This window comes from Streptomyces sp. NBC_00207, from assembly GCF_045160965.1.
Classification (GTDB): domain Bacteria; phylum Actinomycetota; class Actinomycetes; order Streptomycetales; family Streptomycetaceae; genus Streptomyces.
The window spans coordinates 8,120,273-8,133,512 of sequence record NZ_CP130715.1 but is presented as its reverse complement, the minus strand read 5'-3'; the positions used below and the strand labels follow the sequence as shown (position 1 = coordinate 8,133,512).

The 13,240-nt window shown below is 71.0% G+C and carries 12 protein-coding genes; all 12 read right to left on the bottom strand.

What is annotated here, in order from left to right; all coding sequences use genetic code 11:
- Window positions 1-6 precede the first annotated feature (6 nt).
- Window positions 7-939, bottom strand: coding sequence for an ACP S-malonyltransferase (gene fabD / locus OG472_RS37680; RefSeq protein WP_401605850.1), 933 nt, complete (start codon window positions 937-939; stop codon window positions 7-9).
- A complete protein-coding gene (locus OG472_RS37675; protein WP_401605847.1) occupies window positions 936-2,291 on the bottom strand; it encodes an FAD-dependent monooxygenase in 1,356 nt (451 codons plus the stop codon). Before OG472_RS37675 ends, fabD begins: the two co-directional genes overlap by 4 nt.
- A gap of 8 nt (window positions 2,292-2,299) precedes the next feature.
- Window positions 2,300-3,250, bottom strand: a complete 951-nt coding sequence (locus tag OG472_RS37670; protein ID WP_401605846.1) for an SRPBCC family protein — start codon at window positions 3,248-3,250, stop codon at window positions 2,300-2,302.
- 12 nt (window positions 3,251-3,262) lie between these two features.
- Window positions 3,263-4,042: an SDR family NAD(P)-dependent oxidoreductase gene (locus OG472_RS37665; protein ID WP_401605843.1), complete on the bottom strand. Its 780-nt coding sequence runs from the start codon at window positions 4,040-4,042 to the stop codon at window positions 3,263-3,265.
- Complete coding sequence (locus OG472_RS37660; RefSeq protein WP_405942625.1) at window positions 4,039-4,308, bottom strand: acyl carrier protein; 270 nt, start codon at window positions 4,306-4,308, stop codon at window positions 4,039-4,041. The genes OG472_RS37665 and OG472_RS37660 overlap by 4 nt, the downstream gene beginning before the upstream one ends.
- Before the next feature lie 17 nt (window positions 4,309-4,325).
- On the bottom strand, window positions 4,326-5,501 hold the full coding sequence (locus OG472_RS37655; protein ID WP_401605841.1) for a ketosynthase chain-length factor: 1,176 nt from the start codon (window positions 5,499-5,501) through the stop codon (window positions 4,326-4,328).
- A complete protein-coding gene (locus OG472_RS37650) occupies window positions 5,498-6,757 on the bottom strand; it encodes a beta-ketoacyl-[acyl-carrier-protein] synthase family protein (protein WP_401605839.1) in 1,260 nt (419 codons plus the stop codon). The genes OG472_RS37655 and OG472_RS37650 overlap by 4 nt, the downstream gene beginning before the upstream one ends.
- A complete protein-coding gene (locus tag OG472_RS37645) occupies window positions 6,754-7,080 on the bottom strand; it encodes a TcmI family type II polyketide cyclase (RefSeq protein WP_405833519.1) in 327 nt (108 codons plus the stop codon). The genes OG472_RS37650 and OG472_RS37645 overlap by 4 nt, the downstream gene beginning before the upstream one ends.
- Window positions 7,081-7,097: 17 nt before the next feature.
- Window positions 7,098-8,600 carry an FAD-dependent monooxygenase gene (locus OG472_RS37640; RefSeq protein WP_405942624.1) on the bottom strand — a complete coding sequence of 501 codons (1,503 nt, stop codon included), beginning with the start codon at window positions 8,598-8,600 and terminating at the stop codon, window positions 7,098-7,100.
- 267 nt (window positions 8,601-8,867) lie between these two features.
- A complete protein-coding gene (locus tag OG472_RS37635) occupies window positions 8,868-9,509 on the bottom strand; it encodes an NADPH-dependent FMN reductase (protein WP_405942623.1) in 642 nt (213 codons plus the stop codon).
- A gap of 97 nt (window positions 9,510-9,606) precedes the next feature.
- Window positions 9,607-11,883, bottom strand: coding sequence for an ATP-binding cassette domain-containing protein (locus OG472_RS37630; RefSeq protein WP_405943238.1), 2,277 nt, complete (start codon window positions 11,881-11,883; stop codon window positions 9,607-9,609).
- A gap of 190 nt (window positions 11,884-12,073) precedes the next feature.
- Entirely contained in the window at window positions 12,074-13,105 is a 1,032-nt protein-coding gene (locus OG472_RS37625) for a helix-turn-helix transcriptional regulator (RefSeq protein ID WP_401605827.1), read from the bottom strand.
- Between the last annotated feature and the right edge of the window lie 135 nt (window positions 13,106-13,240).

Here is a 13,240-nt window from a genome sequence, read left to right as displayed (position 1 = left end):
ACCGGTTCACCAGCCCGTCACGCCGGCCAGGAAGGACGGCAGGTCGTTGGCACGATAGGTCGACACGCCGGGCAGCGACCTCTGGACGAACCCCGAGAGGACCTTGCCCGGCCCCAGCTCCCAGGTCCGCGACACCGACAGCCGCTTGAGCTCGGCCATCACGTCGACCCAGCGCACCCGGTGCACCAGCTGATCGCCGAGCTGGCGCTTGATCTCCTCACCGGACGCGTACAGTGCGGCGGTCGAACCGGAGATCAGGGGCACCCGGGGCGGCCGGAAGTCGAAGCGCTGCAGGTACTCCACGAAGTCCGCCGTGGCGCTCCCCATCAGACTGGAGTGGGCCGGGCCGCCGATCCTCAGCACGGTCGCGCGTGCGTCCGTCATCGTCGTGACCCGCTCGACCAGCAGGTCGATGGCTGCGGTCTGGCCGGAGACCACGGCCTGGAGGGGCTCGTTGTGGTTGGCCACCTCGACCACCTCCCCGGTGTCGGACCGCACCTGCGCGCAGGCCCTCTCGACCTGCTCGATCGACAGTCCGAGGAGGGCCGCCATCTTCCCGTCCACCTGCTCCTGCACCTGCGCCATGAGCTCACCACGGCGATGGACGAGCTGGAGCACTTCCCTCCAGGTCAGCACACCGGCCGCCGCGAGAGCCGAGTACTCGCCCAGGCTGTGGCCCGCGACGACGTCCGGCTCCGCGCCCTGGGCCCGCGCGGCGACCAGGGCCGCGTAGCTGCACAGGAAGACGGCCGGCTGCGTGACCGGCATGTGCCGCAGCTCCTCGACCGGCCCTTCCTCGCAGAGGCGGGTCAGGGAGTACCCCAGGATCTCGTCCGCCTCCTGCCACAGCGGCTCGACCAGGCCCGGGTACTCCTCGCGCAGGTAGCAGCCCATACCGACTTTCTGGGTCCCCTGGCCGGGAAACAGGAACGCTTTCACCGCGCCACCTCGGCTTCGTGGTCGTCAAGAGGGCGCACCGCGTCATTCCAATCCCGCCGGGCCTCGTCAGGGGCCGTCGGATACCAGTGGTGATCGGGCCTGATCCACGCGTCCACCCGGGTGCCGCCGTCGGTCACGAACGCCCGTCGGACGCGGGTCGTGCGGCGGGCGGCCCCGGCCTCGCGCAGCTGGGCCGGGCCGAGACGGCGGCGGATCCCGCCGGTGGCCGCCGGGTAGCACACGTCGACACCCGCCAGGGAGTCGGCGATCTTCTGCCGGTAGGCCTCGTCGCTGTTCAACCGCTCGGCCACGCGCGCCTTGTGCGCGGTGGCTGCCTCGTCGGTGTCGAACAGCAGGCGCGCCTGCGCGCGCAGTCTGCGCGCGAGCACGTCCAGCCAGGCGGCGCGTTCCTCCCCGTACTCCAGGAGCCCCTGCGGGTCCCCGTCCTCCAGGTGCGCCAGGATGCGCCAGCCGAGTGCCTCGGCGTCCATCAGGGACGTGTTCAACGCCTGCCCTCCGATGGGGATGAAGGGATGAGCCGCGTCACCGCACAGCACGACGCGGCCTTCGACGAGTCGGTGCGCGACGCTCGTGTCGTCGCTGAACGTCCGCAGCCACGAAGGCTCGGCCGGCAGCACCTCGCCGGTGGCGGCCTGCCAGGCGGCACGGAGGTCCTCCGCCGTGCGCGGCCGGCCCACGGGCCACCGCGGATCGTGGATCATCAGCCGCGTGACCTCGTCGCTGAGCGGGGCGGCGGTGACGGTGTAACGCCCCCGCCGCTCGAAGCGCCGTCCCGGCACGCGGCACCGGCGGAGGTCGGCCTGCACCAGGACGCGCGTGGCCGGGGCACCCTCGCAGGCGATGCCGAGCAGCGCACGGACGGTGCTCTGCTGTCCGTCCGTCGCGACCAGCAGCGCCGCGCCGAAGGTCCGGCCGGTCCGGGTGCGTACCAGACGGTGCCCGCCCTGCGCGTGGACGGACTCCACGTGTTCCCCGTACAGCAGCCGGGCGCCGCGGCGGCCGGCCCAGCCGCTCAGTGTCCGTACGAGTTCGGGCTGCGGGCACCGCCAGACGCCGGCCCGGTCGGACTCGACGTGCGAGAGGTCCACGGGCAGGCCGCCGTAGTGCCCGTGGGTGCTGTGGGGTAACTCGGGGGCGAACTCCACACCGTGGGAGTCGAAGATCTCCATGGCGCGGGCGTGCAGGGTCGAGGCACGGATCTGCGGGTCCGGCGCGCCGCGCGATTCCAGTACGGTGACCCGCGCGCCTGCCCCGGCGAGGATCCCCGCCAGGAGCAGGCCGCTGGGCCCGGCGCCGACGACGACGACGTCGGAGGCCTCGGGCACGGTCACGTTCCCGCTCACCGTTGCGGCGCGGCGGCATCGGCCCAGCGGACCGCTGCTTCCAGGGTCCGCAGGCTGTTGTTCCCCAGGTTCCGCCGGGCGAGTTCCTTGGCGTCCGCGACGGTCGCGTCCGGGCCGAGGACCTTCTGCACCGCCTCGGGGTTGATCGCCACCGTGTGCTTCGAGGTGACCTTCCAGCTCTCGCCGGACGGGGAGATGGTCCACTCGCCGGTGTGCAGTTCCAGCAGCGCCGGCAGCGTCACCTGCTTGTACAGCAGCCTGGCCGGGCTCTGGGACACCCGGTACGACTCCGTGACGTGGCTGTCGCCGTCCGGGGTGCTCGTCCGCATGCGGAGCAGTTGCAGCCCGTCGGAGAACTCCTTCATCTCGGCCTCGGCGACGTGGTCCAGCCGTCCGGACCACAGTTCGCCGCGGTCCAGGAAGGAGAACAGCAGGACGGGGTCGGCCGTCGTCTCCACCGAGTCCGCGAAGGTGAAGGCGCTCAGCTCGCTGTCCGCCTCCCGTTCGAGGGCGGTCTTCAGCGCCGCGAGTTCCTTGGTGCTGTTGGTGTCCACGGCCTTGGCTATCCAGGCGAGCGCCTCCTCGGAGTCGTCCTCCGCGCGGTAGGTGTGCGTCAGCCGGACGGAGCAGCTGTCCTCGGTCAGGGGCAGGACCTTCCACTCGCCCGACATCTCCGCGACGGGCGGCGCGGTGACCGTCTGCGCGAAGCGGATGGTGCGTGCGGCGGGGTCGAGGTGACGCTCGGAGACCCAGGACTTGGGTTCCCCGTTGGCGACGGCCCACAGCTGGATCGTCTGCTTGTTCCCCTCCCGGGCCAGTTCCGTGCTGTGGATGGTCGGTTCGAACATCTGGGACCACTGCCCGACGCTCTCCAGGCGGCGGTACACCTCGTCGGCGCTGCTGCTGATCGTGGTGGTGTGCACGTCGACGCGAGGCCGGTCGGTCATGCGGATCATCTCCTAGAAATTTCCGAGGCCGCCGCACACGTTGAGTGCCTGGGCCGTGATCGAGGCGGCGCCTTCGGTGGTGAGGTACTCGACGAGGGAGGCGACCTCGTCGGGCGTGCTGTACCGGCCGAGCGGGATCTTCGCCTCGAAGGCGGACAGGACCTCCGCCTCCGTGGTCTCCCAGGCGTCGGCGTACGCGCGCCGCACCCGGGTGGCCATCGGCGTCTCCACGTATCCGGGGCAGACCGCGTTCATCGCGATCCCTTGGGGCGCGAGCTCCTTGCCCACGGCCTTGGTGAAGCCGACCACGCCGTGTTTGGAGGCGGAGTAGGGGGCGGCCAGCAGGACGCCCTGTTTGCCCGCGGTGGAGGCGATGTTGACGATGCGGCCGTGCTCGACCTCGTGGATGCCGCCGCGGGCCAGCACCTCCCGGGTGACGTAGAAGACGCTGTCGAGGTTGGTGCTGAGCACCTCCCGCCACAGCTCGTCGGTCAGCTCCGCCGTCTTGCCGCCGCCGTTCCTGCCGGCGTTGTTGACCAGGATCCCGATGGGCCCGTTCGCCTCCACGGCCTGGCCGACCAGCTCGCGCACCTGCTGGGGGTCACTGACGTCGGCGCTCAACGTGGTGACGGACACGCCGAGTTCGGCCAGTTCCTTGGCGGCGGACCGGAGCTTCTCGGGGTCCCGGCCGCAGATCGACACGGTGTGCCCGGCCTTCCCGAGGCGTTGCGCGACGGCCTTGCCGATGCCGCTCGACCCGCCGGTGACGAGGGCGTGACGCAGGGCCGTCATGATGCCGCCGCCTGGTTCTCGAGGGCCTGGTTGATCGCGTCGAGCAGCTGCTGGGGCGTGTCGAGGTCGTTGAACACCGAGTCGTCGATCTCGATGTTGTTCTCGCGTCCGAGGCGCAGGCCGGTCTCCAGGACGGCCAGGGAGTCGTAGCCGAGGTCGGCGAACGCCTTGGTCGGGAGGTCCCGGTCGAGGTCGACGCCCTCGTCGACCCCCGAGCCCTCCTGGAGGGCTCGCTTGAGGTCGTCCATGGTTACGCGTGCGGTCATGTCGTTCTCTCCTTCGGTCATGCCCCGACGATCAGGGCGGAGTTGAACCCACCGATGCCCCTGGCGAGCACCAGGGCGTGGGTGATGCGGTGCGGGGCGGCGGCGGTGCACAGGTTGATCCCGAGGGACGCGTCCGCTTCGACGTTGACGGTCGGCGGGATCGTCTGGTCGCGCAGGGCGAGCACCGCCATGGCGACGTCGAGCGAGGCGGTTCCGCAGCCCATGCGGCCCGTGGCCGCCTTGGGCGCGGTGACGGGGACGGAGTTCCGCCCGAAGACCTCCACGAGGGCGGCGGCCTCGGCCCGGTCCGCCTGCCGGGTGCCGGCCGCGTCGGCGAAGACCACGCCGATGTCGCGGGCGCGCAGCCGCGCCGCGTCGAGTGCGAGGCGGATCGCCTGGACCAGACCCGCCCCCGGGTCGGCGCGCGGGGCGTCCACGGTCGCCCCGTGGCCGAGCAGCGACGCGTACCGGCCGTCGCTCTCGGACCGGAGGACGAGGTGGGCCCCGCCCTCGCCGTTGACCCACCCGCCTGCCCGTTCGTCGAACGGCAGGTACGCGGTGCGCGGGTCGGCGGACTTCGACAGGTGGCCGGTCGAGGTGTGTGCGACCCGCCCCCAGGGACACATGGTGCTGTCCACCGAGCCGGTGAGCATGACGCGGTTCCCGCGCGCCAGGCGGCGGGCGGCGGTCGCGATCGCGTCGAGGCCACCGGCGTCGTCGGCGACGATCACTCCGCTGTGGCCCTGGCAGCCGTGGCGGATGGAGATCTGGCCGGTGTTGACCGCGTAGAACCAGGCGTAGGACTGGTGGGTACTGACGTACTTGGGGCCCTTGGACCACAGGTTCTGCAGTTCCTTCTGCCCGAACGCGTATCCGCCCGCGGTGGCGGCGGTCATGACGCCGATGTCGAGGGGGTCGACCTGGTCCCTGTCGATGCCGCTGTCGTCGAACGCCCCTGCTGCGGCGACCAGCGACATCTGTGTCATGCGGTCGGTGGCGGGCAGCAGTCGGCTGGGCAGTTCCTCCTGGCTGAAGTGGGGGACCTCGCCGCTGATGGGGTTGTCGTAGCGGGTGGAGTCGAACGACCGGGTCGGGCCCAGGCCGCTGCACCCGTCGAGGAGGGCCTTCCAGTGCTCTTCCCGGGACAGGCCCAGCGGGGAGACGACACCGATGCCGGTGATGTGTGCGGTCATGAGCGTTTCTCCGGATCCGCGAGGACCATGGCGCTCTGGAACCCTCCGAAACCGCTGCCGGTCGTCAGGATTCCGTCGGTCCGCTGTTTCCTCGCATGTACGGGTACGTAGTCCAGGTCGAGCTCCGGGTCCGGCCGGGTGAGGTTGGCCGTCGGCGGGATCACGTCGTACCGCAGCGCCAGGGCGCACGCGGCGATCTCCAGCGAGCCGATGGCCCCCAGCGAGTGGCCCACCATGGACTTGATGGAGCTGATGGGCACATGGCGGGCGGCGGCGCCCAGGGAGACCTTGAGCGCAGCGGTCTCGTGCCTGTCGTTCTGCTTGGTCCCGCTGCCGTGGGCGTTGACGTAGTCGAGCTCGCCCGGGTCCATCCGAGCCTGGGTCAGGGCGGCGGTGACGGCCTGCGCCAGCTCACGCCCGTCGGCCTTCAGGCCGGTCATGTGGTACGCGTTGCAGCGGCTGGCGTACCCCTTGATCTCGCCGTAGACGCGCGCGCCGCGGCGCAGGACGGACTCCTCGGACTCCAGGACGAACATCGCGCTGCCCTCGCCGAGGACGAATCCGCCCCGTGTCGCGTCGAACGGCCGGGAGGCGGTCTCCGGGGTGTCGTTGTAGGTCGAGGTCGCCTTGATCGCGTCGAAGCAGGCGACGGTGATGGGCGAGATGGGCGCGTCGGTGGCCCCGCAGACCACGGAGTCCAGGATGCCGTCCTGGATCAGTTCCCACGCGTTGCCCACGGCGTCGATCCCGGAGGTGCAGCCGGTCGACACGACGCCGCTCTGCCCGGTGACGCCGAACTCCCGGGCGATGCCGGCGGCGAAGGAGCTGGGCACGAAGTACGAGTAGAGCTGGGCCGGGGAGTCCGGGATCACGTCCCAGAGGGACCCGTCCGTGCTGAGCTGCCGGTAGACCTCCTCCAGCTTGGTCGTGGCGCCGACGGCGGAGCCCACGACGACCCCGGCCCGGTCGGGCGGGCACGTGTCCCGCCAGCCCGCGTCCTCCACCGCCTCACGGGCGGCGACCAGGGCGAACTGGGCCGCCCGGTCCAGCTCCACGGACTGCTGTTCGGTCAGTCCCGCGGCCTCGGCCCGGAAGTCGACCTCGGCGGCCACCTGGGATCTGAACGGCTCCGGGTCGCAGAGACTGAGCCGCCGGGTGGCGGTACGCCCCTGGGTCAGGAGGTCCCAGAAGGCGTCGCGGCCGACGCCGCCGGGCGCGACGACCCCGACCCCGGTGATGAACACGCGGCGGCTCAACGCTCGGCCCTCCAGTGGTAGAAGCGCTCGGCCATCGCGTCCTTCGGCGACCGCCAGGTCGGGGAGTAGGCCTCGATGTACGGCTTGAGGTCGTTGCTGATGCCGATGAACCGCGGGTCGGTCTTCGCCGCCTCCACGGCGGCGGTCCCGTCGGGGGTCTCGAAGTTCTGGAGGTGGAAGTAGAGGCCGCGGTACCGGAAGAGCTCGCGGCGCAGGGTTCCCATCCGCGCAGGCATGTCGGTGGCGTCGAACGCGCTGAAGATGTCGGCCACCGCGTCCGCGTGGCCGGAGTCCATCCGGGCGACGATCAGAGAGCTGTACAAGGGTCTTCCTCCTCTGGTTACGCGGCGGGCTCGCCGAGCCAACGGCTGAGCGAGGCGCTCAGCCCGTCGCTCCGCGGGCCCGCCCAGGCGATGTGGCCGTCCGGCCGGACGAACAGGTTCAGGGGCTCGGCGGAGCCGGCTTTCCGTCGTGGTTCCTTCGGCCGCGCGTGCACCACGCGCACCCGGTCCCCCCACTGCGCGGCGAGCGGGGACGCCTCGCCGTCGTCGGCGAGGAGGACCAGGAGGGCGGAGCCGTGCCGCAGCTCTTCGACGACGTCGCCGCCGGCCTCGACCACGGTGAAGGCATCCGGTGCCAACCGCTCACCCACCGGTGGTGACGCCTCCGGGTCGCCCATGTCGTACCGGATGTCCAGTCCGCTGACTCCGTCGGCAAGCCGGACCGACACCTCCGGCACCTCCAGCAGCCGCCGCACGATCTCGCGCAGCGGGTCCACCTCCGGGCCGCGCAGGAACAGCTGCCCCTGGGCGGCCGTGTTGAGCAGCAGTTCCCTGCCTACCGGGTGCCGCTCGGCGTGGTAGCTGTCCAGGAGGGAATCCGGTGCGTGGCCCCGGCTCACCAGCGCGAGCTTCCAGCCGAGGTTCACCGAGTCCTGGAGCGAAACGTTCATGCCCTGGCCGCCCGCCGGGAGGTGCGTGTGCGCGCTGTCCCCGACGAGCAGCACACGGCCGTCCCGGTACGACTCCACGTGGGAGGAGGCGTCGGAGAAGGAGCTCGCCCACAGGCATTCGCCCTCCGTCAGGGGCTTGCCGACGACGTTCTCGTACGCGTTCTTGATCTCGGCGTGGGTGACCGGTGCGCCCTGCGGCCGCATCGGCTGGGAGAAGTCGCAGACGATGACCCGTTCCGTCCCGTCGCCCAGCGGCGCGGACATGACCATGCCCTTCTCGTGCTTGACCCCGAAGGGCTCGTTGGGCAGCCCGCAACCGCGCAGGTCGCCGAGGAGCATCTGGACGGAAGGAGGGGTGCGGCGGGTGGGCATGCCGATCGCTTCGCGAACGCCGCTGGCCGCCCCGTCGCAACCGGCCACGTAGTCCGCCTCGACGGTGCGCCGACCGGACGGACCGCTGAGCACGCAGCGGTATCCGGAGCCGGTGGGCTCCATCGACTCCAGCCTCCATGGCCTCAGGGCCGTGACCCCCCGCTCCTCGCACCAGTCGGCGAGGACCTGTTCGGTCCTGGACTGCGGGTACTGGTTGGCCGGTCTCAGCGTGCTGGACAGGAAGTCGCCGTCGATGTTCAGGCCGGCGAAATGCACTCCCGGTACCTGGGCGAGCCCCTTGAAGCGGCCGAGGATGCCGCGCTGCTTGAAGATCTCCAGCGTCCGGACCGTGAAGCCCAGGGCCCGGGACTGTCCGCTCGGGCTCGGCAGTGCGTCGATCAGCAGCGGCTGGACTCCGTGGAGCGCCAGCTCGGCACTGAGCATGAGACCTGTGGGACCGGCTCCCACGACGAGAACCGGTACGTGCGACCGAATGCCTTCTGCGGCGTGCAACGTCATGCCACTTACGGTGCTCGGAATCGCGCGGCGGGAGTAGGTCACCTGTGGTGAGGACGGGGGTATATCCGTGCTATCGCAGGGGAACTCCCGTGACGGGCAGGGGATTCGGAGAAGGGCGGGTACGGCCTTCGAGCTGCGCTCGTACGGTCCCGGCCGGGACACGTGCACAGCCGAAGGCCGTAGGTGCCCGTCAGCGGTCAGGAGCCGGGGCAGGGGCCAGGCGGCGGCCCCGGTACGTCGATCCGGACAGGCGGCGGCCCTGGCGCGTCATACCGCAACGACGTCTTCCGCGGACTCCGCGGCGGCGTCCGCGCGCAGCGGCTTGAGCGCGGCCGACCAGGCGACGACCTCGTCCAGCATCGTGTTCACCGCCGGTTCCTGCCGCTCCCCCGGCGTGAACCGGCCGGCCGACGTCGGGTCCGTCATGTCGTATCCCGTGTAGTCGAAGTCGTCGAACACCGACAGGACGACCTGGCTCCGCACATCCGCGACCTTCACCTCGGCCAGCGCCAGCCGCAGGTGCTCGACGGCGCGGGTCCCGCCGTGCACGCCGTAGCTGACGAATCCGGCCGCCTTGTCGTTCCACTCGGCGAACAGGTGGTCGACGGCGTTCTTCAGCGCCGCGGGCACGGAGTGGTTGTACTCGGGCGTCACGAACACGAACCCGTCGAACGAGCCGATGGCGTCGGCCCACCGCCGGGTGGTCTCGTTCCGGTACTGGCCGAACAAGGCGGGCACGGGCTCGTCCAGCAACGGCAGCGCGAAATCCGCCAGGTCGACCAGTTCGAAGGTCACCTCGCCCATCACGGCCGCGGGGTGCCGCGCGGCGACCTCGGTGACCCACCGGGCCACCGCCTCACCGCGACGGCCGGGGCGGGTGCTTCCGAGTACGACGGCGATCCTGATCATCTGATGTGCTCCTTCTGTCTGTTCCGAGCCGCGGAACGCCCGGCGGCTTCGTGTCCTGGGAGGTACGGCGGCTTCGTTCCCGGGAGGTACGGCGGCGTCACGCCCCGGGGTGGCCGGCGCCTTCGCCCCGGACCCGGCTCGCGAGGTGGCGTCCGGTGACCGAAGGCCGGCTCTCCATCAGGTCCTCGGGCAACCCCGCGAACACGATGTCGCCGCCGGCCGCACCGGCGCCCGGCCCCATGTCGATCACCCAGTCCGCCTGCGCGATGACGTCGAGGTCGTGTTCCACCACGACAACCGTGCTGCCCTTCATGACGAGTTGGTCCAGAAGACCGAGCAGACGCCCCACGTCCTGGCGGTGCAGCCCGGCCGTCGGCTCGTCGACCACGTAGAAGTCGGAGGGCGAGGCGAGTTCGACGGCGAGCTTGAGCCGCTGGCGCTCTCCCCCGGAGAGCGTCGACAGCGGCTGTCCGAGCCCCAGGTAGCCGAGCCCGGCCCCTTCCAGGCTCGCCAGCACCTCCCGGATCGCCGGTTCCGTGAAGAACGCGCACGCCTCGCTGATGGACATGGCGAGGACGTCGGCGATGCTGCGGTCGCGCAGCCGGTGGGCGAGCACCTCGCTGCGGAACCGGGTGCCTTCGCACTCCTCGCAGGGCGATTCCACGGTGTCGCCGCGGCCGAGCTCCGTCACGACGACGCCGAGGCCGTTGCAGGCCGGACAGGCGCCCGCCGAGTTCGACGAGAACTGAGCGGCGCTCACCCCGGTGGCACGGGCGAAGGCTTTGCGGATCGGGTCGAGGATGCCCGTCCAGCTCGCCGGGGTGCTGCGCCTGCTGCCCCGGGGCAGGCTCTGGTCGATGATCACGCACGAGTCCAGGCGGGAGGGCAGCACTCCACGGGCCAGCGAGCTCTTGCCCGCTCCCGCGACACCGCTCACGGCGACGAACACACCGAGGGGGATCTCCACGGTGATGTCGCGCAGGTTGTGCAGGTCCGCGTTCTCCACCCGCAGCCAGCCCCGGGGTTCGCGGGCGGTCCGCAACTGCGGCACGGTACGCAGCGACGCGGCGGTGGGTCCGTCGGAGGCGGGAAGCCCGCTCGGCGGACCGGCGTAGACGATCGTCCCGCCGTGGGTGCCCGCGCCGGGTCCCAGGTCGACGACGGCGTCGGCGACGTCGAGGACCTGCGGGTCGTGCTCCACGACGAGCACGGTGTTGCCCTTGTCGCGCAGGCTCGCCATCACCTTCAGCACCCGGTCGACGTCGTCGGCGTGCAGGCCGGTCGTCGGTTCGTCGAAGACGTACGTCAGGTCCGTCAGCGCCGAGCCGAGGTGACGCACCATCTTGACCCGCTGGGACTCGCCGCCGGACAGCGTGCCCGCACGGCGCTGGAGGTTGAGGTAGCCCAGGCCGAGCTCGACCATGGCGGTGAGCGCGCCGCGGATGCCGTGGACGACGCCCGCCATCGCGGGATCGTTCCACTGCTGCACGACTTCGAGGAGCCGGGCGATCTCCATACCGGTGCACTCGGCGATGCCCACGCCGTTGACCCGTACCGAGCGGGCCTCCTCCGACAGGCGGCTGCCTTCGCACGCCGTGCACTGCGCGGTGCTGGCGATCTGCTCGACCGCGGCCCGCACGTGCGGCTGGAGCGATTCGCGCTCCTTGTTCAGGTACAGGCGCCGCAGCTTGGGCAGGAGGCCCTCGTACGTCACCTTCAGCGAGCGGCTGTCGGTCTTGGCGTGCTCCAGGTGCAGCAGCCTCTCCCACTCCTGGTCGTCGTACTTGCCCAGGGGGAGGTCGGGGTCGAAGAAGCCGGAGTTGACGAAGATCGACCAGAATCCGGTGCCGACCGCGAAGGTGGGGAACAGCAGCGCGCCGTCGTTGAGGGAGAGGTCCCGGTCCACCAGCTGGTCGATGTCGACCTCCGTGACCACTCCGGTGCCCGAGCAGGTCGGGCACATGCCGGAGGGGTCGTTGAACGAGAACCGGCTGGGGGACCCGATGTGCGGGGAGCCGTGCCGGGAGAAGAGCTGGCGCAGGAGGCCGTACGTGTCGGTGGCGGTCCCGATGGTGGACCGCGGGTCCGCGCCCAGCCGCTTCTGGTCCACCGTCACGACGGCGGAGAGGTTGCGCAGACTGTCGACGTCCGGACGCACCGTCTGGGGCAGCAGCCCCTGGACGAACGTCGGCTGGGTCTCGTTGAGCAGGCGCTGCGACTCGGCCGCGATGGTGCCGAGTACCAGGGAGCTCTTTCCTGAGCCCGAGACACCGGTGAAGACGGTGAGCGCGCCCTTGCGTACGTCGATCGAGACGTCTCGGAGATTGTTGGTGCGTGCCCCGCGCACCTCGATGTGGCCGCTGTCGTGGGACAGCCTGTTCGTCGCCCCGGCCGCTTCGTGGCGGTGTGCGCTGTCGACGGGCTGCTCCGCGGCGACCACTGTCGCTGCCTCGGTCAGTGATCGGGCGGGATTCAAGGAGTCTCCTGTGATTGCCGGGCTGGACGAGCCAGGCTAGGAGTAGTAGAGGTCAGCTTCTGACCTCTACTTCCTCACGTGATCGCGATCACATGGCCGGTTCGCCCCCCTGGGCGGACGCGTCGGCCGGGGCCTGCGCACGCGCGTCGGCCCGCGGGATGTCGACGTCGATGCGGCCCATCACACGGCGGGCCGCCTCGGCGAGTTCGGGCGGGCTCTCGACGGTGAACCGGCAGCTGAAGGTCACCAGGAAGCCGATGAGCGCCGACCACGACCAGGCCCCCATCCGTATCCGGGTGATCCGCTCGTCGACCGCTTCGAAACTCGCCGCGCCCGGGGCCCACTTGGCCACCAGCGCCGCGGGGCACTCCATCAGGACGGTGCCCCAGCAGGGCCAGGTGTCCGGGGTGTCTCCGCGGTCGGGCTGGCTCTGGACGAAGCGGGTGATGTCCCTCTCGGGGATGTCGCGCTGAGCGAAGCGCCACCCGGTGGCGGCCGGCTGTTCGATCCGGTCGAGCCGGTAGGCGCGCCAGGAGCACCCGCGCTGGTCGAAGGCGACCATGTACCAGCGTCCCGACCAGACGACGAGCCGGTGGGGTTCGGCGAGGACCTCACTGCCGTCCACCTCGTCGACCTCGATGGACCGGTAGGTGAACCGCACGAGTTCCCGCTCCTGCGCGGCGGCGCTCAGCTGTGCCACCAGTCCGGGGTCGACCTGGGGCGGGGCCAGCTCCCAGGCGTTCTCGATCTGTTCGATGGAGAAGGTCGCGAGGCGGCGGGAGAGATGGGGCGGCAGGAGTTCCCTGATGGAGTTCAGCGCGCGCTTGGTGGCGTCACCCATGCCGGCCACGGAGGCGGGCGCCGTCTGGAGGGACAGCGCGATGGCGATGGCCTGCTCGTCGTCGACTATCAGCGGAGGAAGACGTGCCCCGCGGGACAACCGGTAGTAGCCGGAGGGGCCTTTCGTCGCCGTGACGGGGTAGCCCAGTTCGCGGAGCCGGTTGATGTCGCGGCGGACGGTTCGCGGGGACACCCCCAGGCGCTCGGCCAGCCCGTCGCCGGTCCACTCCTTCTGTGCCTGAAGCAGGCTGAGGAGCTCCAGTGTGCGGTTGGCGATCAAGAATTGCCCTCCGATTGCGATCAGTAGAGGTCAGCACGCGTCCTCTTCTCCTGCGATGGTGCCTCTGCTCCGGGGGCGGCGCACGCCCCCCTCCCGCTCCAGTATTTCGCCCCCGGCGTTCCACCGGGTGCGTTG

Bases quoted from the DNA above. Each gene is read 5' to 3' on its own strand.
- OG472_RS37660 (WP_405942625.1), bottom strand. From the start codon at position 4,308: ATGACCGCACGCGTAACCATGGACGACCTCAAGCGAGCCCTCCAGGAG.
- OG472_RS37640 (WP_405942624.1), bottom strand. From the start codon at position 8,600: ATGACGTTGCACGCCGCAGAAGGCATTCGGTCGCACGTACCGGTTCTC.
- OG472_RS37655 (WP_401605841.1), bottom strand. From the start codon at position 5,501: ATGACCGCACACATCACCGGCATCGGTGTCGTCTCCCCGCTGGGCCTG.
- OG472_RS37635 (WP_405942623.1), bottom strand. From the start codon at position 9,509: ATGATCAGGATCGCCGTCGTACTCGGAAGCACCCGCCCCGGCCGTCGC.
- OG472_RS37670 (WP_401605846.1), bottom strand. From the start codon at position 3,250: ATGACCGACCGGCCTCGCGTCGACGTGCACACCACCACGATCAGCAGC.
- OG472_RS37665 (WP_401605843.1), bottom strand. From the start codon at position 4,042: ATGACGGCCCTGCGTCACGCCCTCGTCACCGGCGGGTCGAGCGGCATC.